Here is a 23,862-nt window from a genome sequence, read left to right as displayed (position 1 = left end):
ATTTTGTATCTTTTTATTTCTCTATTTGATTTGTTATAATTTGGGTGTTTTTTTGTATTTTATCTTTTTGGAGTATTTCATAATGCCCCCCTTCAAGCCTGATCAGATTGATTTTACTTTTGATTAAGGCTTGCCAAATGCTGTGTTTGTCGATACTGGAATTTTCACTCAGAAAGACATAGGTTGGAATATTGATCATTTTGTTTCCTGATATAAACGAAGTGACTTCCGCATATTTCCATATTCGGTCTACAATTACTTTCCTTTCATCGGGAGTAAATTTATTCAGCTGATCCAATTCTAAGAATGCGTCAACGTCAGCGTCTTCATAAGCAGTTGCTTTTTTGTTTATTCTGACGGTCTGAGGCGGTGGTACTATATCCAATACGATAAACTTACTGACCACTTTATAATCTTCCAGTTTTTTTAGCAGTTCATAAGCAAATAAGCCTCCGGCTGAATACCCCAGCAGGTCAAGTTCGCCTTCAATTCCGCTGTTCATTATCATTGCTATAGCGCTGTCTACGATGTCATTTAAACTGTTATGCATTTCTTTATAGGAATCTAAAAAAGAAAAATCAAGCGCATAAACGTTATAATGATCGAGGTGTTTTGACAACTCTAAGAAATCTAATGCCGTGGTACTAATAGAAGGTATGCAAACCATATTCTTTGTTCTTCCACTGCTGAGTTTGTGCAGGTAGATCCCGGCTTCTTTATTCTTTGCATTTTTGTCTACATAGGCCGCTATGCTGTAAATAGATTGGCGATTGAATACTTCTACTATTGGGAATTTTATACCGAACTCTTTTTCGATTTTAGAAATCAGTTGAATCATGTTTATAGAATGTCCTCCATATTCAAAAAAGCTGGAATGAATTTGGATTTCTTTTTCTAAAATTTCTGTAAAGAAGCTTTTTATGATTTGCTCTGTTACCGTCAATTTGGTTTCGGGCGACAGGAAATCGCTATTGAGCTTCAATTTGTTTAATTTATTCTTGTCAACTTTTCCATTATCATTTAGTGGTATTTTATCTAAAACAATAATTTTTCGCGGAATCATGTATTGCGGCAAATACACAGACAAATGCATTCTGATTGCATTATCATTCAAATAATTACCGGCCGATTGTTCGTTCAGCAAATAGGAATAATCCGTTTGTAAAAAAACATCTTTACTTTCAGCAGAAGCTTTGAGGCTGATCAGATTAGAATATCCAAAATGACGGCATACCTCTGCATAACACTTTAAAATCTCATCCTCTTCCAGAGTGTTGAATGTCGAAAGAGTCGAAATATTCAGAATGGCTATGGCGTTGTATTCTGTTTCCTCTACCCTACGCAGTAAAATGCTACTATCATTGGAAACAGCAGTCGCGTCTGACAGAACAACAGGAACCGCTGTTACACAACAGATTGTTTTACCGCTTTCGTCATTAATCCTTATTTGCAGATCCGGATAGTCGTAAAGTATCTGGTCAAAATCTTTAAAAGATTCTAAAAATAATGGCTCAAAAGGTACTGTTTTGGAAAGGCCCTGGAAGTCTTCCCTAATCATTTCGTTTTGGTGCAGGGTAATCCATGTGTACACTCTGCCATCCTTAGTCACAAAACTGTTGATTCCTTTTTCGGGTTCAATAAAAGCAATTAATTGTTCGTAAGCTGCTTGTTTGTTTACAAGTACGGCAACATTAAAAATAGCATTATGATTTAAAAGAACCGATTCTATTTCATCAATCTCAATCCTGTTGCCATTCAATTTTACCTGATTGTCGAGTCGTCCGTATACGATTAAATTACCGGCTTCGTCATAAATCCCCTTATCTCCTGTTTTGTAAAGCCTTCTGCTAAATCCATCCTGAAATGGATTATCAACAAACGCATTTTCAGTTTGTTCGGGATTGTTCAGGTAATCGGCAGCTGCACCTATTGATGATATATACAATTCCCCCGGAACACCAAGCGGACAAATTTTCATCTTTTTATCCAAAACATATATTTTGGTATTGGCTACGGGCTTGCCTACGGGAACAAACTGATCTGTACCAACAGTGCTTTCAGAACAGTCAAATCGGGTAGAATCTACAGTGGTTTCAGTTGGTCCATAACAGTTATACAATTTACACTCCAGCACATTAAAAAATCGGTTTCTTAATGAGGTCTGCAATAAAGCCCCCCCTACCGCTATTCTTTTTAGACTTTGAAGATTTAAAATTTCGTTTCTTTCAAGACCATCCACAATAGATTCTAATAACAAAGGTACCGACTGCACATGCGTAATCTTATGCTTCTCGATATAGGTTTCATAGGCTTTTATACTTTTTTCATCATCATCTTTCATCACGACTATTTTTGCGCCTGTGGCTAATGGCCATAAAAAGTCCATAATCGATGCATCGAAGACTACAGGTGTGTGAAATAAAACAGCTTCGTTTTCATCGAAATTAAAAGCCTCTGTAGTAGATTTAATAATATTGATTATCCCTACATGTTTGATATTAATACCCTTTGGCTTTCCTGTTGATCCTGAAGTAAATATAGTATAAGCCAGGTCCTGGTTTTCTACCTTTATTTTTGGAGCATCTTCAGAAAATCCGGAAAGATCTGTGGTGTTCAGATCGATGAACAGTTTCGAAAAAGAGGCCTCCATAAAGGTCTGAGACAAACATTCTGTAGTGGTAACTATTGCTTCAATTTCTGCCTGATTGATAATTTCTTCGATACGCTGTACAGGATAGTCTTTACCCAGCGGCACATAAATTGCACCTGCTTTAAGTATTCCTAATACTGTGGCTATAAACTCTGTAGATCGCTGCATCAGCACTCCAACCCTGTCTTTTTTCCTAATGCCTTTTTCGATCAGATAATGAGAAATTTTATTGGCAAAAGCATTGATTTGGGCATAAGTAAGCTGCTGTTCGTTGTCAACTACTGCAACATTCTCAGGATATTTTACCGCCGTTTCTTCAATCAGGTTATGAATACCGTAATCTTCAATAGCAAAAACATCTGTATTCTCAGTAAAATTGCTAATGATCGTTTTTTCTTCGTTCAGCAATATGTCATAATCTCCAATATTCTGCTCGGGATCTGCTATACACTGGCGGATCAACTGCTCGTATCGCGAAAGGAAATTTTGCGCTGTTGATGCTTTAAACAAATCTGTATTGTATCGTAATGAATACCACATATAATGTTGTGAGTGATCAATCTGAAGCGTGAAATCAAAAACAGAGGTATGGTTTATTTTTAAATCATACTGACCTGTGATGTCATTGATGGTGATGCCATCAAAATTTCTTTCGGTCAATTCGGTGTCATCATTTTGCACGCCAAAAAATACGGACATTACTTTTTGTCTTGAAAAATCTGTAGTCGGATTTAATTCTTCGATAATCTTGTTGAAGGGATACAAATGGTTTTCATAAGCATCCAGCGAACTTTTCTTTGAATGCTCCATTAATTTCCTGAAAGACCAGTTTTCCTCTACCGTACAGCGTATCGGTATTCCCGATGCAAATAGGCCGATAATATCTTCCAGATTTTCCTTGTCTCTGTTCCATATAGGTGTTCCCACTACAAAATCATCCTGGTTGGTTAATCTGTATAATAATAAGTTCAATACCGAAATTAGAAAGATTTGATAGGTGACCCCATTTTGATTACAGAAATCGGTTATTTCCTGTTTGAAATCTAAATCAACCGATTTGAAAATAAAGTCTCCATTAAAGGAATGTACCAGTGGCCTCGGAAAATCTGTAGGCAGTTCAAGTGGTTCCGGTATTGTTTTGTATTTTTCTAACCAGTATTGCCTTTGAGACTCTAATTGTCCCGAATCGATCAAAGCGTTAATCCATTCGGTGTAATCGACATAGTTTACCTTTAATTCCGGAAGACCAAAATCACCTGTGGCAATTAAATTGTTATAGCCCTGAGTCAATTCCTTATGGAAAATAAACGTTGATATCTGATCCCAGACAATATGGTGCGTCTCTAACGTAAAAATGTATTTCTCATCCGCCAGCCTGATCAATTTAACGGTACAGATTGGTGGTTTGGATAAATCGAAAACGGTGTTGCTGTATTTTTTTATGATTTCCTGCACCTTATTTTCCTGCTCTGACTCTTGTCTGATATCGATCAGAAAGTCAGCAAAATTAAGTTCCGTATGTTCCCTGAGAAGCTGATACGGTCTGCCATCGTCTTCAACTAATGCTATTCTGAAGATATCATGCCTGTCATAAAGATGTACTATTGTTTGGTACAATGCATCAATATTCAGATCACCATTGAATTCAAGTATAAATCCGATGTTGTAAAAGGTACTGTTCGGATTAAATTTTTGCAGGTACCATTCGGCAAACTGAACTGGTGATATTTTATACCTGCTCTTTCTGCTTTTTTTCGCTGGATTTGGCAATACCACATTTAGCCTTTCTTTTTTATGAAAGTCAATCCTTTTTGCAAAATCTTCGAGAATTGGATATTCAAAAAGATCCTTTAACGGGATATCAACCTGAAATTCTTTCTTGACTTTTGTAATGATCTGTATAGCGGAAATAGAATGTCCACCATTCTCAAAGAAATTATCATTGATTCCTAAGCTATCTCTTCCCAATGTATCCATCCAAAATTCCAGAATCTTTTCTTCATAGGGGGTTGAAGGAAGGACTATTGCTTTTTCAGAATTACTTTTGGAATCGCTCTTTGCTAAAAGCTGGTTGCGGTCAATTTTCCCGTTAGAAGTCACCGGAAAACTCTGCACAATAAACAGCTTTGAAGGAACCATATACTCAGGCACGCTTTGTGCAAGGCGTCTCCTGATTTTTTCAGTTTCCACCTCTATATCTTCATTTGTTACAGTATTGTTTATGATTAGAAAGGCTACAAGATAGTTTTGGTCGTTGTTTTTATTTAAAATGACTACCGCTTCTTTGACCTCCGCGATCTGCAATATTTTATTCTCTATTTCACCCAATTCTATTCTCCTGCCATTGATTTTGACCTGAAAATCTCTTCGTCCGAAAAATTCAATATTTCCGTCCGGTCTGTATCTTCCGATATCTCCTGTTCGGTACATCGGAACTTTGGAAGACTGAAAAGGATCATCCAAAAATACCTCACTCGTTTTTTGAGGATTGTTCAGATATCCATATCCGACTCCTATACCCGAAACTACAATTTCTCCCCTTACTCCTATCGGAACCTGTTGAAACGAATCGTCGATGATGTAGATCCTGAAATTCTGTAAAGTTTTTCCAATCAATATGTTTGGCCCCTGAGGACATTCTTTCATGATATAATGTGTAATATCATCAGAGGTTTCTGTTGGCCCGTATGCATTGACAATCGGGATATTCGGAAAGGCATCAAACCATTTGCTGATCAGGGCATGATGTACTGTCTCACCCGTAACTAACAGATATTTTAAATGCTCCAGTTCCTTAAAACCATTGTTTTCTGCCGAATTGTATAACAGTGAGAGATAAGAAGGCACGACTTCAAGTATGCTTACCTGATCTGAAGTTAAATGATACAACAGGTTTTCGGGATTCGTTATCGTATCATCATCATAAATGACAATTGACCCTCCCTGAACCAGAGCGGCAAAAAACTGCCATATTGAAATATCAAATCCTTGTGAAGCATTTTGTGCCACTACACTATCAGCTGTTATTTCGAGGTCGTCAATTTTGGCATAGATATGGTTCATCATCCCCAAATGATGTAAAATTGCACCTTTGGGTTCGCCCGTTGAACCGGAAGTGTAAATGATATAAGCAGCCTCGTCTAAATTGGACAAATCAGAATAGGTATCGTTCTCTTTTTTAAGGGAACGCTTGTCGTACTGATACCTTTTTTGAACACCTCCCGCGGTGTTTGTTTGAGATTTATCTAAAGAAATTAGGGTATCATAGCGAAAAGAATACAATTCATTTTCAATACTTCCAATTTTATCGGTATGCAGTACCTCGCTGATGAAATTGTATTTAAACTTTAAATCATCAAAGAAATATCTTTCCACAAAAAATTCTTCGTCCCACTCCAGTTTAACTCTTTCATTGTTATTGGCCTCTTTATAATCTTGCAGGGAAGTTATCAGACTTTCTTTCTTATCGTTGTCCATGATATCTCCAATGAAAATTTTCCCATGATTGCCCAATAAGGCAAAACATTTTTCCAATACATCCAGGAGATAATTATAGCCATGAAAATTCTGTATAACACTATTGATAACAATCAGGTCGAAATCACCCGTCTGAATTTGGTCAATTTCATGGGCAAAAAGGTTGTGTTGCTGAATATTTTCAAGCTCTAATTCCTTAATCGTTGCTTCGTTGTTTTTTAAAACGTTTGCCGATAAATCTACCCCGTGATATTCCCTAACCAAAGGAGCGATGGCAAACATGGTAATTCCTGAGCTACAACCTATTTCCAGTACTTTCGATTTTGTGTTTATTTCCTGGCTTATCTTGAATCGGGCATTTTCACGATACTCGTTCATCTCTTCCCGGCTGAAAGGTTTACCGGTATAACTGTTGAGCCAGCCACCAGCCGTGATATCATCAGTAGAACGTTCGGCTACATACTCCCAAAGATCTCTGTTCATAGAAGCATTTTTTGATTCGGCTTCCAGAAAGATATTTTCACTGTTGACACAAAAGATACTTTTAAGACCCGGACAATCCCACTGCAATAACAATGCTTCTTTTACAAAGTTTGTATCGATCACAAGCATTTCCAGACCGGCGTCGTTGATTAACTTTTTGATACGCTGGTAAGGATACGTTGGGTCAAAAGGCAGGTAGGTCATACCCGCTTTCCATACTCCTGTAATGGTTTTTACGATTTCAGGGGAGCGTTTCATTAAAACACCTATAAGTTTATTGTCGGTATTTAATGACAGGAAATTTGCAATCTGACTACTTTCCTTATGAAGTTCACCATAGCTGGTTTGCACGCCATTGTACAAAATCGCGCATAAATCAGGGTTGGTTTGCGAATGCTCTTTTATATAGTTCGGAATTGTTTTTTGAGGAACAAATTTATCCGTCTTGTTGAATTGGCTGATGCGTTTTTTGTCTTCTTCAATCAGCAAATCATAATCGCTAAGGTTTTTGTCCGAATCAATTCCAACCTGATCTAACAAATAATTAAAATGAGTGAACAAACGCTCGATATGCTCAGACTCATAAACGTCAGTATTGTATCTGGCATTGAAAATAATTTCTCCGTTCGCTTGTTCCACCAGCATGATGTTCAAATCACAAATCGCTGTTTTATTATCTGCTTTTATCACATTCACTTCAACCGATTCTGCACTCAGATTATCATCCGAAGAAATGGTATTGGCATAATTTTGAGTTTCAATCAAAACATCAAAAACCGGAGAGCGGCCTAAATCCCTCTTAATATTTATATCATTGACCAGCTCATCAAAAGGATAATCTTTATGCTCAAAGGCTTCAATTATATTATTTTTTGTCAGACTGATAAGGTCCGAAAACTTACCATCCCGATCAAATTGTGTCCTTATCACTAAGGTATTAATATAGAATCCGATTTGATCTTGTAACGATAATTTTTCTCTGTTGGCAATAACAGTACCCAGTATAATGTCAGTGTTTCCGGTATACTTATAAAATATATAATTAAAAAGAGACATTGCGGTCATGAAAAGCGTCGCATTGTACTCTTTACCTAGTGCCTGCAGGTTTTTTGTACTGTTTGACGGAAGCGTGTAAACCACATACGTTCCATTATAAGTCTGCGTTTTTGGACGCTCGCTGAACGAAGGCAGGTCAATCTTCAAAAGATCTCCCTCGAGTTTCTGACTCCAGTATGCTCTTTCTTTTAAATCGATATTACTATTCTCCCATTCTGCATAATCCTTGTTCTGAATTTCCAGGGGAGCAAGATTTACCGGAATCTGGGCAGAAAAAGCATTATAATACGATAAGATATCTTTCATTATTATTTTGAGAGACCAGGAATCGGATATAATATGGTGCATGCAGATGAGCAGTAAATAATCTTCATCCGCTTTTTTCAAGAGACTTAGCTGTATCAGCGGTCCCTTTTCTAAATCAAATTTATGCTGAATGAAATCTTCAATATAGCTATTGATTTTTGCCTCCCCATTGTTTGCTTTGCTGTAATCCAGATATTCCAACGCTGAAAATTCCGGGCTGAACGGCAACACGTTCTGCACGATTTCGTCATCCAAAAGAACGAAAGCTGTTCTCAGTATTTCATGCCTTTCTATTAAAGCGGCACAAGCTTTTTTTAAGTAATCAATATTTAGTTCCCCTTTAAGTTCCGCGGCTACCGGGACATTATAGGCTACTGAAGCCTCATCAAATTTACTTAAAGACCAAAGACGCTTTTGAGAACTGGTTGTTTTATAATATTTTTTTTTCGAAATCTTTGGAATTTCATAATAGGCAGAATCCAGTTTATTTTCCTCAATAAACGAGGCAAGCGATCTGATGGTAGAGTATTTAAAAATATCTTTTATCTCAATTTTAATACTCAATTTTTTATGCAAAAGCGAGATCAGCGAAACCGCATTTAAAGAATGTCCGCCAATGTCAAAAAACAAATCATTAACCCCAACCTTTTCTAAATTGAGGAGTTCCTGCCAAATCAAGGTAATGCTTCGTTCTAAGTCAGTACCGGGAGCTTCATATTCCGAAGTCAGACTGTCTTTTGCATTGATAATCTTTGGAAGTTTTGCGGTATCGATTTTTTCATTTGCGGTTAAAGGAAAGCTGTCCAAAAAGAAAAAATAGTCCGGCATGTAATACTCCGGCAGTTTTGTCTTCAGCTCTTCTTTGATCGTTGCGGCCTTAATGGGTTCGCTATTGTTTTTGGGAACGATGTAACAAGCCAGATAATCATTTTCTGTTTTTGGATCCTGAATAACCGTTACAAAAGCCTGACTTACGGCATTCAATTTTAGAATTTGGTACTCAATATCGGCACTTTCTATTCGTATACCTCTAACTTTTAACTGATTGTCTTTTCTTCCTATAAAATCTAAATTTCCGTCCGGTTGCCATCTTGCGAAATCGCCCGTTTTGTAAAATCGGGTAGTACCAAAATTTTCAATGGTAACAAATTTTTCCGCATTCAGTTCTTCAGCATTATAATAGCCATTTGACACATAAATACCGGCTACATAAAGTTCGCCAATCATTCCCATTGGTGTAAACTTTTTATGCTTATTGAGTAAGTATAACCGGGCATTTTCAATTGGTTTTCCTACTGAAACTTTTTTAAGCTCATACGGAAAAACAGAACAATCATAATAAGTCACATCAACCGTTACTTCTGTTGCGCCCCACGTGTTTATTAATCTTGTGCCATTTGTAGCAAACAAGGTATCGTTAAAAGAATTGACAACTCTGGACGACAGAGCTTCAGCACCCGTAAATATCCATCTTAAAGTGGCCAGTTTTTCAATATGATTTTCAAACGTATTGATATAATCCAAAAAAACAGCAAGCATGGATGGAACAAAATCCATAGTGGTTACTTTATAGGTACTTACCGCCTCAAGAATAGCTTCTGGATTTTTTTCTTCGCCATTGGGTAAAAAATAAATTTTTGCTCCTGAAGCTACACCACGAAACATTTCACAAATAGAAGGATCAAAAGACAAAGGTGTTTTCTGAATGGTCACATCGCGATCTGTGAGGTTGTACTGATTGGTTAACCAGCTCATTCTGGAAACAAAAGATTCATGCAAAATAAGTACTGCTTTCGGGTTACCTGTTGAACCGGAAGTGAACATAAGATATGCCGGATCTTTTGGACCGGCTGTAGCTTTACTATTTGTAACCGGATAATGCTCTAAGGACAAATGATCCAGATCTACTATTGTCCTGCTTTCATGAGCTACAGCATTACTGTAGGGAGCTTTTGAAATGATGATCGGAACTTTCACTTCTGCAAGCATCACCTCAATCCTGTCGGCAGGAAGTGTAGGATCTATCATGAAGAATGTACCCCCTGCCTTTAGTATGGCCAATATGGAGATAATAAGGTCATTCGATCTCTCTAAATAGATTCCAATTACCGCATTTTTAAGGTCGTTTTTTTCCAATAGATAATGTGCCAACCGATTGCTCCTTTCGTTTACCTGTCTATAAGTAAGCTGGCTTTGGGAATCGATTGCAAATAAATTATCGGGGTTACTATCCGCCTGACTTTCAAAAACAGCATGGATCGTATCAGCCGAAAGGGCAGCTAAACTCACAGGTGGATTCCATCCGTCTTCGTAATATTTTATTTCACTATCAGAAAATAGGCTGATATCCTGAAGAAGAATTTCGGGGTTGCTTATTACCACCCTCGCTACATTCAGGAAATGAATCCCCATCTGCTTAAGATAGATGCCGGGTACAGCAGCCGGGTTGGCTTCTATTTTACCCTGAAGCACATTGCCGTTTTTTTCAAATGTAAAAACGACATCATCGCCGGTCGATTCAGCTCTTCCATGGATTGGCTCAAATACATGCCACACGTTGGACAGGTCGTTGCTGTTCCCACTGATTTTTTCGGCTAAAACATTCCGGGGATAATCCTGATTCTCATAAGACAGCTCAACGGTCTCACTCAATTGCATTACAAACTCTTTAAAAGAATTTGCAGCATCAATTTCTCCGGATATATAAACCGAATCGTTGAGTGTTTCTTCATCGGCATTTTCTTCTAAAACCGATGAAATTGTAGTGATTGTATCCTGATCCAGATAGTTATAAAGCATGATTTTCAGAACAGCATCCAATATGACATAAACAGACAGATCATTTCCTTTCGCCAGGGAAAAAATCTTTTCGCTGATTGGCTCATCCATACTGAAAACGTATTCCTCTTTCTCAAAATCATCAGAAACTGTGGTATTATTAGTAAATACTAAGTGTGTTTTCTCTGCTATTTGAGCGATTCTTTCAGACCAATATTTTTCTTGTTTAAGGAACTTTGCAGATGTAAGAGTTAAAACGGTGTCTAAAGTTGTATTGGTATTCTCCATTAATCTTCTCTTTTTGAGTTTCTAAAATTTTGCGGCATTATAAATTTTTCATTGCCCTGAATCAAATCCATAATGGATATGTCTTTGCCTTTCCTGTTGCCCGAAGTAATTTTATGATCCGGTTCATGATCCGCATCTGTGTACACGGTAATAAAACCTTCATAATTTCTTAAAACAACTTTATTTGGGGACTGACTTAAAACATAGTTTGGAGCCAGCGGAATTTTACCGCCTCCGTAAGGTGCATCGATTACAAAAGTTGGAATGGCATATCCGGAAATATGCCCCCTAAGTCCCTCCATAATCTCGATGCCTTTGGATATAGGAGTTCGAAAATGGCCTGCTCCTTTTACTAAATCACATTGATACAGATAATAAGGTCTTACCCGCATCTTCACTAATTCGGTACAAAGCTTACGTTGTATTTCGACAGTGTCATTTATCCCTTTTAATAATACGGTCTGGTTGCCTAAAGGAATGCCGGCTTTCAACAGCTTGTCACAGGCCTGTTGTAATTCCGGAGTAATTTCTTTCGGATGATTCACGTGGATGTTCAGCCAAAAAGGATGGTATTTTTCTACCATATCGCAAAACTCCTGAGTTATAATATTGGGGTTGAATACTGGTGTCCTGGTACCAAGTCTAATAATTTCGACATGAGGAATTTCTCTTAATCGCATTAAGATCGATTCCAGTCTTTTAATGGGCAGCAGTAAAGGATCCCCCCCCGACAGCAGCACGTCCCGGATTTGTGGATTGTTGCTTATGTATTCAATCTGATTGTCAAAATCAATGGAGTTGTAATTTTTTGAACTGTCTCCTACCAACCTGCTTCTTGTACAATACCTGCAATAAGATGCACACTGGGTCGTGATCAGCATTAAAACGCGATCCGGATACCGGTGTACGATACCATTCACGGGGGAATACTCGTCTTCGCTTAAAGAATCTTCGTTCATCCCGCTAAAATCATACATTTCCTTCTCGGTCGGCAAAACCTGCCTCCTTATCGGGCAGTTGAAATCGTCTTTGTCTACCAGACTCAAAAAATAAGGGGTAATGTCAACTCTAAACAACGAGTTCTGATTTAAAGCGTTAGCTTCGGTAGGCGTAAGATTGATAATTTCCGATATTTCTTCAAAGCTATTCAGCCTGTTGCTTAACTGCCATTTCCAATCGTTCCACTTCTCATCAGGAATATCATTCCATTCCCGATGCCGATAGGATTGGACAAAAGATTTCTCCTTTTCGGTACTAATTATTTGCTCATTTTGCATTAAAAGTAGGATTTAAGTTCGCCCGTTCTTCGTATATCCAATGTTGCACAGTGAAAACCTCCGCCAAAAGTGTTGAAATTGTAAAAACTGCACGGTATTGGTTTCATCCCAAATTTTTTCAGTGCTTCGATGGTTGGTTTTTCGTTTTTCTCCACCAGAATTCTTTCACTGTCAATCATAAAGGTGTTCATGGTAAGCCATTTGCTGCTCATATACAAAACCTGACTGTCCGGCATCACCGGTGCTGGGGCTTTCATAATGTCCCAACTTTTGAACATCTCAGGAATTTTGTTCATCCTGTCGGGATGGATTAGCAGTTTTCCGGGTGCCAATGGTACAAAAGTGGTGTCAATGTGCATCGGGTGCCTGTCATTACAATCTATTTTATGAATGGTATAGTCATCCCCAATGTGCTGCTGGAGCCACTTAATACCTGCATCATTGGTTACATGGCTTTTAAGCACAAAGATGTCTTTACCGCATTTGGTAAAATCAGCGGCGTCAAATACCGGCTCAAAATCATTTATAACATAATTAATAGGATCATTGCCGCTTCCTTCCTGATAATTATAATCATAAAGTTCATCCAGCAATTGCGGCTTAGGAGCTGCCGACCATTTTGCTCCCTTATTAAAATATTCTTTTATCAGTGGTCTGAAAGAATTCACTTCATGATGTCTTGATCTCCAAGGCATCGGAGCTTCAATGATGTTCTCACCTATCACCAATAAAACATCGCGTGGCATTGCGCTATATAACCCACCTTCGCTTTTCCAATCGGGAGTGCTGTAAGGTCTGTTAAAATCTACCGGATCCGGTCTTCTAACGATAACTCCCTCCTGTTCCAATATATGAGCCAGGTTGTCCAGTTCCAGCTGCGCAGCTTTTATCTGTTCGGCAGGGAATAATTTTCCTCCATTTTTTTTATAAAAATCCCAGTGGTTTTCAGGCATTGTTGCTTTCAGGGTAACATGCCAGGGCGGTACTGATGCACCTTCCATTGTTCCAACGATTACTTCTTCTAACGGGTCCCATTCATTGTAAGAACTTACAATAGGTTTTGTTTGCGACATACTTTTTACTTTAAAAATTAAAACTTATTTTTTTACTAACTTTTTCAGGTTCTGACTTGATTGTATTGGATAAATTTATTTCTGAGATTTTTATATCGGGGCTATGCAGCACCTGTTCCATAATTTGTATAAATGAATTAGAAAATGCTTTAATGGTAGCGGGTTTGAATAAACCTGAATTAAATTCGAAGTTTATCAGCATGGTATGGTTGTCCTGTACCATCGCATCGAGAGTCAGATCGTATTTACTTATTCCTTCCGAATACTTCCCTTCATAAGAAATAATTTCTAATCCCTCTATTTCTCTATTTTTGACCATGTCAAAGTTCTGTACCGCTAACATTATATTAAACATTGAAGCTGTTTTTAAGTCGTCGTTTTTGAAGGACAATTCGTCTATCAGTAAATCGAGAGAATAGTTCTGATGTTCAAAAACTTGAAGATTATTAAGGTGTACCTGTTCGTACAGTGCCGTAAAATCAATATCCTGATCGAATATATTCCGGATGGCTATAGTGTTGATATAAAGCCCAATTTGTTCTTCCAATTCGAGCATGTCTCTTCCTGAAACAACGGTGCCTACAATGATGTCCTGATTCCTTGTATATCGAAAAATGGCTATGTTTAATACCGATAGTAAGAAAGAGAAAAGTGTTGAGTTTTTCGTGATTACCAGTTTTTCTATACTTGCGGTCAGTTCCTGAGAGAGTTCTACATAAACATTTCCGCCTGCATAATTCTTAACCGTACTCTTGCGCGGATAGTCTGCCGGAAGATTAGATACGGGCAGTTCTCCCTGCAACTGCTGCAGCCAAAATTCTTTGCTCTTCTGGTCTTTGACCAGTTGTTCCTCATCATTTTTTTTCCATGATACATAGTCTTTATAATGAATTCGCAAGGGTGGTAAAGAAATATCCTCCCCTTTTACCAGACTGTCATAATACCTGATGAGTTCCTCAAAAAGTATTTTTAAAGACCAGCCGTCTGCGGCCATATGGTTCAATGTGATGTTTAGAATGTGTTCCTTATCGCTTAGTTTGATTATGTTTATTCTTAAAGGAAGGTCCTTTTTCAGATCAAAAGAGAGCGTTAATTCCTGGCGGGTAAGAGTCTCTGCAATCTCTTCCTTGTTGAATTCTTCCGACAGGTCAATAAAATGGATCAGATTCTCCTCTAAGTTTTCCGGCGCTATGATCTGCTGTTTAGGCTCTCCTTCAAAAAAAACAAACCTGGTCCTTAAGCTTTCATGCCTTTGGATTAATCTTTTTACAGACTCCTTAAACCTCTCTACATTTAGAGATCCTGATAAGATGCAGGCGAAAGGAATGTTATAAATGGCCTCTTCTTCCAGGCTTGAGATAATCCAAAGTCTCTTTTGCATATCAGACATCTCATAAAAATCTTGTTTAGGAATCGAAACGATTGGTGAATACACCTTTTTGAAGGCTAAATCGAGACACCCCCCCTGTGAGGAGATTGTAGGGTATTTAAAGATGTCCGAAATTTCTATTCCGGAACCTATTTCTGTTTTTATCCTATTAATGACTTTTATGGCTTTCAGACTATGTCCGCCCAATTCAAAGAAATTGTCGGTTGTTCCGATGGTGTCAATTCCCAGTACCTCCTGCCATATAACGGCTAGTTTGTTTTCAATGTCATTTTTGGGGGCGACATATGTTTTTCGCATGAAATCGTCTCCCTCCACAGCCGGCAGCGATTTACGATCTATTTTGCCATTTGGGGTTAAGGGTAAAGCCTCCAGCGCTACATAGAAACCCGGAATCATATAATCCGGCAAACGCTCTTGCAGAAAAGCTCGCAGTTCCGATTTATCAATATGGGATTTTGCCACCAGATAAGCCACTAATACTTTCTCCTGCTGGTGCTCTTTTACTTCGACAACGACTTGTTGAAGATTTTCAGAATACTCTAAAATGGCATTCTCTATCTCACCCAGTTCGATCCTGTAGCCCCGAATTTTGACCTGATGGTCTTTTCTTCCTAAAAATTCAATGGTACCGTCAGGCAGCCAACAGCCAAAATCTCCCGTATCATACATTCGGTATCCTTCGATAAAAGGATTCGATATAAATTTTTCTGCTGTAAGATCTGGTTTATTCAAATACCCTCTGGTAACACCCGCTCCTGATACATACAACCTCCCTGTAACTCCTATTGGCAGCAGCTGTAAGGCTTCGTCTAAGATGTATGCCTGAGTATTGGAGATTGGTTTGCCAATTGGAATTGATCTGTATTCCTGATTTTGTATGACGTAATTGGTACTGTAGGTGGTGTCTTCTGACGGACCGTATAAGTTTCTAACTTCTGCTTTTTCGGTTTGAAGTTTGGAAACAATATCAACTGGCACTATTTCTCCTGCCATATTGATAAAAGAGACGTTGTTTAAATCTGTGTTCTCTTCTATTAATTTTCTAACGACGGAAGGAACTGTGTTTAATAAGATTTTGTTCTCTTTAGTGATATAGTTTTTGATGTCTAAGGCGTTTTTTAGAACTCTTATTTTTTTTCCGATCGATAAGGGATAGAAAATTTCATAAATAGACAAATCAAAACAATAGGACGTTACGGCGTACATCACTTCAAATTTTGACGCATCAAACTCCAGGTCAGACCAGTTAATCAATTCAAAGGCATTGCTGTGTTCTACCATCACTCCCTTAGGATTACCTGTGGTTCCTGAGGTATAAATGACGTAGGCTAAGTCTTGAGTTGTATGGTTTTTTTCCAGATTCTCTTTTGCATATTGCTCCTGAATTTCACTGAATCTTTCCAATGCGGCTTCGTCGATAATGACTTTACTGTTACTGTCTTTTTCGATATAGGCTATTCGATCTTCAGGATAATGGGTGTCTATGGGTACATAGGCCGCTCCGGATTTCAATATGCCTAACATCGCGACTATCATTTTCTCGTTTCTTTCCAATTTGAGTCCAACTAAATCGTTCGGTTTTATCGAATAGTTTTGTCTTAAATAATTGGCTAATTGATTGGCGCTCTCATTAAGTTCCTGATAGGTCAATTCAGTTTCTTCAAATACCACAGCAATGGTATTTGGGGTTCTTGCTGCTTGTTCTTCCAATAAATCCACTATGGTTTTATCTTTCGGATACGCTACTGCGGTGTTGTTAAAATCAGTTAGTAGCTGGTGCTTTTCTTTTTCGCTTAAATAATGTATTTCCCGGATATTTTTTTCTGGCTGCTCTATTGATGCGGTAAGCAGGTTTTCAAAATGAAGAAAGATTCTTTCGATGAGACTCTCTTCATAAATATCGGTGTTGTAATCAATTCTAAGGTTTAATCCTTCTGCTTCCACGAAGGTGAAGCTCATGTCAAGCTGAGCTGTTTTACTCTTAAAATCGTAATCGCTTATTTCGAAGTTTATCAGTTCTTCGTTATTGAGATTGTTTAACTGTGTCTGGTTTTGTAATACGACCAGGACATCAAATAAAGCAGAACGGCTGGTGTCTCTCTTTAGGTTCAATTTCCCTACCAGCGCATCAAAAGGGTAATTTTGATGATCGTAAGCGCCTAACAAGGTTTCTTTTTGCAGGGCTACTAAATCTAAGAAGCTGTTTTTTTCTTTTAATTTAGTGCGTATGGCAAGGGTGTTCAGATACAATCCCAATTGGTTCTCTAAGTCCGGATGTTCTCTTCCTGCTATTGGGGTTCCAATGATGATGTCATCCTGAGTGGTGTATTTATGCAACAGGGTATTGATCCCTGCCATTAGGGTCATGAATAAGGTGACATCCTGTTGTTTTGAGAATGTTTTTAACTTCTCTAAAAATGCTTTTGAATAGTGCTGCGTGAGATTATGTCCGTTATAGGTCTTAACTAATGGGCGTGTTTTAAAGCTTGGCAAATCCAAAACGGGTAATTCTCCCTGAAACTGTTGCAGCCAATATTGCTCTGATGCCTGCTGTCTCTCCTGATGCAGTTCTTCATTAAGCCACAGCGTATAGTCTTTATAGTGTAGCCTGAGTTCCGGCAAGTCGATTGCTTTTCCTTGGGTGAGTGCGTTATAGGTTTTTATGACTTCTGATAATAGTATCTCTATTGACCATCCGTCTCCAATTATATGATGCAGGGATAGAAAAAATACATACTGATTCTCTTTTAATTTGATTAAGGAGGCTCTTACAAGTGGTGCCTGTTCTAAATCGAAAGGTTCGTTGTTTTTGTTTTGCAAATAGTCCGCAATTACTGCTTCCTGATTTTCAACTAAACTATAATCTTTCTCTGTAATGGTAAAGTTTACTTGCGTTGCAGCTAGTATATGTTGACGGACTTCTCCTTCATCGTTTGTTTTAAAGTAAGTTCTTAAAATTTCATGGCGATGAATTAATCGTCTAAACGATTCTTCAAATGTATTGACATTAACCAGCCCTGTTAACCTGACTACACCGGGCATATTATAGGCTAAGGAGCCGCCTTCTAACTGGCTCAAGGTCCATAATCTGCTTTGGGAGGCGGTCAATGGATAGGATGCTGCTTCCGCTGCTTTGGTGATGGCACTGTATTCATTTATTTGCAATTGTTTGCTTAGTCCTTCGATGGTTGGGTTGGCAAAAAATATTTTAAAGGATACGGTTTTACCTAATTGTTTATGGATTCTGTTGACTACCTGAGAAATGATCAGACTATGTCCACCCAGTTCAAAGAAGTTGTCGGTTGTTCCGATGGTATCAATTCCCAGTACTTCCTGCCAGATAACGGCTAGTTTGTTTTCAATGTCATTTTTGGGGGCGACATATGTTTTTCGTATGAAGTCGTCTCCCTCAACAGCCGGCAGCGATTTACGGTCTATTTTGCCATTTGGGGTTAAGGGTAAAGCATCCAGTGCCACATAGAAACCCGGAATCATATAATCTGGCAGACGCTCTTGCAGAAAAGCTCGCAGTTCCGATTTATCAATATGGGATTTTGCAACCAGATAAGCCACTAATACTTTCTCCTGCTGGTGCTCTTTTACTTCCACAACTACTTGTTGAAGATTTTCAGAATAGTCTAAAATGGCATTCTCTATCTCGCCCAGTTCGATCCTGTAGCCGCGAATTTTGACCTGATGGTCTTTTCTTCCTAAAAATTCAATAGTACCGTCAGGCAGCCAACAGCCAAAATCTCCCGTATCATACATTCGGGATCCTTCGATAAAAGGGTTTGATATAAATTTTTCTGCTGTAAGTTCAGGCTTGTTCAAATACCCTCTGGTAACACCCGCTCCTGATACGTACAGCTTTCCTGTAACTCCTATTGGCAGCAGCTGTAAGGCTTCGTCTAAGATGTATGCCTGAGTATTGGAGATTGGTTTGCCAATTGGAATTGATCTGTATTCCTGATTTTGTATGACGTAATTGGTACTGTAAGTGGTGTCTTCTGACGGACCGTATAAGTTTCTAACTTCTGCTTTTTCTGCCTGAAGTTTGGAAACAATATCAACTGGCACTATTTCTCCTGCCATATTGATAAAGGATACGTTATTTAAATCGATGTTCTCCTCTATTAATTTTCTAACGACGGAAGGAACTGTGTTTAATAAGATTTTGTTCTCTTTAGTGATATAGTTTTTGATGTCTAAGGCATTTTTTAGAACTCTTATTTTTTTCCCGATCGATAAGGGATAGAAAATTTCATAAATCGATAAATCAAAACAATAAGAAGTTACGGCGTACATCACTTCAAATTTTGACGCATCAAACTCCAGGTCAGACCAGTTAATTAATTCAAAGGCATTGCTGTGTTCTACCATCACTCCCTTAGGATTACCTGTGGTTCCTGAGGTATAAATGACGTAGGCTAAGTCTTGAGTTGTATGGATTTTTTCCAGATTCTCTTTTCCATATTGCTCCTGAACTGCACTGAATCTTTCCAATGCTGCTCCGTCGATAATGACCTTACTGTTACTGTCTTTTTCGATATACGCTATTCGATCTTCAGGATAATGGACGTCTATCGGAACATAGGCTGCTCCGGATTTCAATATGCCTAACATAGCGACAATCATTTTCTCGTTTCTTTCCAATTTGAGTCCAACTAAATCGTTGGGTTCAACCGAATAGTTTTCTCTTAAATAATTGGCTAATTGATTGGCGCTCTCATTAAGTTCCTGATAGGTCAATTCGGTTTCTTCAAATACAGCTGCAATAGTATTTGGGGTTCTGGCTGCTTGTTCTTCCAATAAATCTACTATCGTTTTATCTTTTGGATACGCTACTGCGGTGTTGTTAAAATCAGCTAGTAGTTGGTGCTTTTCTTTTTCACTTAAATAATGTATTTCCCGGATATTTTTTTGGGGTTGTTCTATTGATCCGGTAAGCAGGTTTTCAAAATGAAGAAAGATTCTTTCAATGAGACTTTCTTCATAAATATCGGTGTTGTAGTCAATTCTAAGGTTTAATCCTTCTGTTTCCACGAAGGTGAAGCTCATGTCAAGCTGAGCTGTTTTACTTTTAAAATCGTAATCGCTTATTTCGAAGTTTATCAGTTCTTCGTTATTGAGATTGTTTAACTGTCCCTGGTTTTGTAATACGACCAGAACATCAAATAAAGCCGAACGGCTGGTGTCTCTCTTTAGATTCAATTTCCCTACCAGTGCATCAAAAGGATAATTTTGATGATCGTAAGCACCTAACAAGGTTTCTTTTTGCAGGGCTACTAAATCTAAGAAGCTGCTTTTTTCTTTTAATTTAGTGCGTATCGCAAGGGTGTTCAGATACAATCCCAATTGGTTCTCTAAGTCTGGATGTTCTCTTCCTGCTATTGGGGTTCCAATGATGATGTCATTCTGAGCGGTGTATTTATGCAACAGGGCATTGATCCCTGCCATTAGGGTCATGAATAAGGTGACATCCTGTTGTTTTGAGAATGTTTTTAACTTCTCTAAAAATGCTTTTGAATAGTGCTGCGTGAGATTATGTCCGTTATAGGTCTTCACTAATGGACGTGTTTTAAAAGCTGGCATATCCAAAACGGGTAGTTCTCCCTGAAACTGTTGCAGCCAATATTGCTCTGATGCCTGCTGTCTCTCCTGATGCAGTTCTTCATTAAGCCACAGGGTATAGTCTTTATAGTGTAGGCTGAGTTCCGGCAAGTCGATTGCTTTTCCTTGGGTGAGTGCGTTATAGGTTTTTATGACTTCTGATAGTAGTATTTCTATTGACCATCCGTCCCCAATTATATGATGCAGGGATAGAAAAAATACATACTGATTCTCTTTTAATTTGATTAAGGAGGCTCTTACAAGTGATGCCTGCTCTAAATCGAAAGGTTCGTTGTTTTTATTTTGCAAATAGTCCGCAATTTCTGCTTCCTGATTTTCAACTAAACTATAATCTTTCTCTGTGATGCTAAAGTTTACTTGCGTTGCAGCTAGTATATGTTGACGGACTTCTCCTTCATCGTTTGTTTTAAAGTAAGTTCTTAAAATTTCATGACGATGAATTAAGAATCGAAACGATTCTTCGAATGTATTGACATTAACCAGTCCTGTCAACCTGACTACACCGGGCATATTATAGGCTAAGGAGCCGCCTTCTAACTGGCTCAAGGTCCATAATCTGCTCTGGGAGGCGGTCAATGGATAGGATGCTGCTTCCGCTGCTTTGGTGATGGCTCGGTATTCATTTATTTGCAATTGTTTGCTTAGCCCCTCAATGGTTGGGTTTACAAAAAATATTTTAAAGGATACGGTTTTGCCTAATTGTTTATGGATTCTATTGATTACCTGAGAAATGATCAGACTATGTCCACCCAGTTCAAAAAAGTTGTCGGTTGTTCCGATGGTGTCAATTCCCAGTACCTCCTGCCATATAACGGCTAGTTTGTTTTCAATGTCGTTTTTGGGGGCGACATATGTTTTTCGTATGAAGTCTTCTCCCTCAACAGCCGGCAGTGATTTACGGTCTATTTTGCCATTTGGAGTTAAGGGTAAAGCATCCAGTGCTACATAGAAACCGGGAATCATATAATCCGGAAGACGCTCTTGCAGAAAAGCTCGCAGTTCCGATTTATCAATATGGGATTTTGCTACCAGATAAGCCACTAACACTTTCTCCTGCTGGTGTTCTTTTACTTCTACAACGACTTGTTGAAGATTTTCTGAAGATTCTAAAATGGTATTCTCTATCTCCCCCAATTCGATTCTGTAGCCGCGAATTTTGACCTGATGGTCTTTTCTTCCTAAAAATTCAATAGTACCGTCAGGCAGCCAACAGCCAAAATCTCCCGTATCATACATTCGGGATCCTTCGATAAAAGGGTTCGATATAAATTTTTCTGCTGTAAGTTCAGGTTTATTCAAATACCCTCTGGTAACACCCGCTCCTGATACGTACAGCTTTCCTGTAACTCCTATTGGCAGCAGTTGTAAGGCTTCGTCTAAGATGTACACCTGAGTATTGGAGATCGGTTTGCCAATTGGAATAATCGACTTGTCAAAATCATTTTTTACTTCATATATCGATACGCACACCGCACATTCTGTGGGCCCGTATGCGTTATAATAATCAATTCCTGATTTTACAATTGCTTTTGCTTTACCCGGATTAGCAGATTCACCGGCTGTAATGATACATCTTAGTCCAGAAATATCATTCTCTGTCAATAATCCTAAATAGCTTGGAGGAAAAGTTACAACTGATACTTTTGTATCTTTTAAAAAGCTTATAAACTGATTCTGGTCTTTAATTATTTCTTCTGTCGGAATAGATAGCGTCGCACCGCTATACAAACTCATCAGAATCTCCGATACAGACGCATCAAAAGAAACCGAAGCAAACCATGCTATTGTATCGCTTTCGGAAATTTCAAAAGATCTGATTTGATCTAATGCCATATTTATGACACTCCGATGCTCTACCATTACCCCCTTTGGGTGCCCTGTAGAACCTGAAGTATAAATTACATAAGCTAAATCTTCGGATGAAATCGCTTTATTGATAGTGTCGCTGCTACTGGCATCAAAATCGATGGATTCGATAACTACTGTATCACAATTATCAATATTTAAAGTGGCATCATTAGCAATTAACAATTTTAAACCACTGTCTTTTATTAAATAATCTATTCTTTCCTGAGGATAATTGGTGTCTATTGGCAGATAAACTGCGCCTAGCTTTACTATGGCCAATAACGAAATGATTCCTGTATCTGATTTAGGCAGAAACACTCCAATTATATCTCCGTTATTTACAATATGTTTTGAAGAAATATAATGGGCCAGCTGATTTGCCTTTTCGCTTAATGCGCTATAAGTTAATTCTGTTGCTCCAAATACAACAGCAACATTATTTGGTGTTTTTGCTACTTGCTCTTCAAATAAATCTACGATCGTTTTATCTTTTGGATAAGCTACATTAGTATCATTAAAATCTACTACTAATTGGTGCTTTTCTTTTGGGGATAGTAGTGGATATTCGGATAAATTAAACGCTACATTCTGCTCTAAATTAACAATAAAATAATTCAAATGCTGAACCAGATATTCCACTATGGTTTGCTTTACAAAACCTTCTAAATAAGAAGCGTGAATTTCTATAGTATCCTCTATTTTTACATGAAACAAAATACCGTTACACTCTAACTTAGCGTCTGAATTGAAATTTATACCATAATGAGATAAAAGACTTAAATCATTAACGATTGTTTTTTCAGCTATAGGAGCATCATTAGAATCCGAATGTTTTAATGTCTCTAAAATTTCAAGCTTTATTTTTTGAAGGTATTCTTTAAATGAAATTTTTAAATCTACAGGAAATGACAGAAGCAAAGAATGATGCTGATCATTATAGTTTGACACCAGATAACCATCAAATTCATGCATCAGTTTCTTTAACAAAAAAGTATAGATCGCGCTTATAACTGTATATTGGGCTATTACGTTTTTATTGGTAAGTCTATTAAAATAATTGAGTTCTTTGGCCTCAATAGTAATACAAGGAAGACTATTTTGTTGCTGTTGCAACCCAAGAACTTTTTCTCGGTTCACTATTTTTTTCTTCCAATATTTTGAAACTAAATAAATATTATTTGACTCCATGTTTCTATCCATAAATTTCACATTCGTGTGTTTTAATCAGAATCAGTATTCCTTTGTAATGCTTATTTAACAAGCACTAAGGACTTTACAAGACTAAATACTTCTATGTTATCCTTTTTAAATCCTTATTATTTACCATCCATGATGTTCAAATCAAAACATGACAGATTTTTCACCAAAATAGCAATAACATTTACCTAAAAATTACGGATTTTTCATATAAAAGTTACGGACTTTCCTTCATAAGAGACAAACCAACCATAATTCACTCTGCTTCATTTTAATGAAAGCACTCTAGTAAGTTTTTTTGATTTTAAGAAGTTCTGTATACATTACAACAGTGCATTGAAAGAGATATCATTTTTGCCGCAAAAGGAAAAGTCCCGATGAAAATCAGGACTTTTTTGTTTAAACCTA

The 23,862-nt window shown here is 37.8% G+C and carries 4 protein-coding genes; all 4 read right to left on the bottom strand.

Annotated elements, in window-relative coordinates:
• Window positions 1-13 precede the first annotated feature (13 nt).
• The 4 genes from JO950_RS08760 to JO950_RS08745 are packed head-to-tail and all read right to left on the bottom strand — an operon-like array spanning window position 14 to window position 23,394.
• Entirely contained in the window at window positions 14-11,038 is an 11,025-nt protein-coding gene (locus JO950_RS08760) for a non-ribosomal peptide synthetase (protein ID WP_202702295.1), read from the bottom strand.
• The gene (locus JO950_RS08755) at window positions 11,038-12,315 is read right to left on the bottom strand and encodes a KamA family radical SAM protein (protein WP_202702294.1); all 1,278 of its coding nucleotides are present in this window, start codon (window positions 12,313-12,315) and stop codon (window positions 11,038-11,040) included. The genes JO950_RS08760 and JO950_RS08755 overlap by 1 nt, the downstream gene beginning before the upstream one ends.
• Window positions 12,315-13,388 (bottom strand): amidinotransferase, encoded by a 1,074-nt coding sequence (locus JO950_RS08750; RefSeq protein ID WP_089077047.1) that lies wholly within the window; start codon window positions 13,386-13,388, stop codon window positions 12,315-12,317. The genes JO950_RS08755 and JO950_RS08750 overlap by 1 nt, the downstream gene beginning before the upstream one ends.
• A 10-nt stretch (window positions 13,389-13,398) precedes the next feature.
• Window positions 13,399-23,394 (bottom strand): non-ribosomal peptide synthetase, encoded by a 9,996-nt coding sequence (locus JO950_RS08745; RefSeq protein ID WP_202702293.1) that lies wholly within the window; start codon window positions 23,392-23,394, stop codon window positions 13,399-13,401.
• Between the last annotated feature and the right edge of the window lie 468 nt (window positions 23,395-23,862).

Source organism: Flavobacterium sp. UGB4466, from assembly GCF_903469665.1.
GTDB classification, from domain to species: domain Bacteria; phylum Bacteroidota; class Bacteroidia; order Flavobacteriales; family Flavobacteriaceae; genus Flavobacterium; species Flavobacterium lipolyticum.
Note: the sequence above shows the minus strand (reverse complement) of the source record. Positions and strands in the feature narration are given on the sequence as shown.

Excerpts from the sequence above, each read along its gene's own strand:
- JO950_RS08760 (WP_202702295.1), bottom strand. The coding sequence starts at position 11,038 with ATGGAGAATACCAATACAACTTTAGACACCGTTTTAACTCTTACATCT.
- JO950_RS08755 (WP_202702294.1), bottom strand. The coding sequence starts at position 12,315 with ATGCAAAATGAGCAAATAATTAGTACCGAAAAGGAGAAATCTTTTGTC.
- JO950_RS08750 (WP_089077047.1), bottom strand. The coding sequence starts at position 13,388 with ATGTCGCAAACAAAACCTATTGTAAGTTCTTACAATGAATGGGACCCG.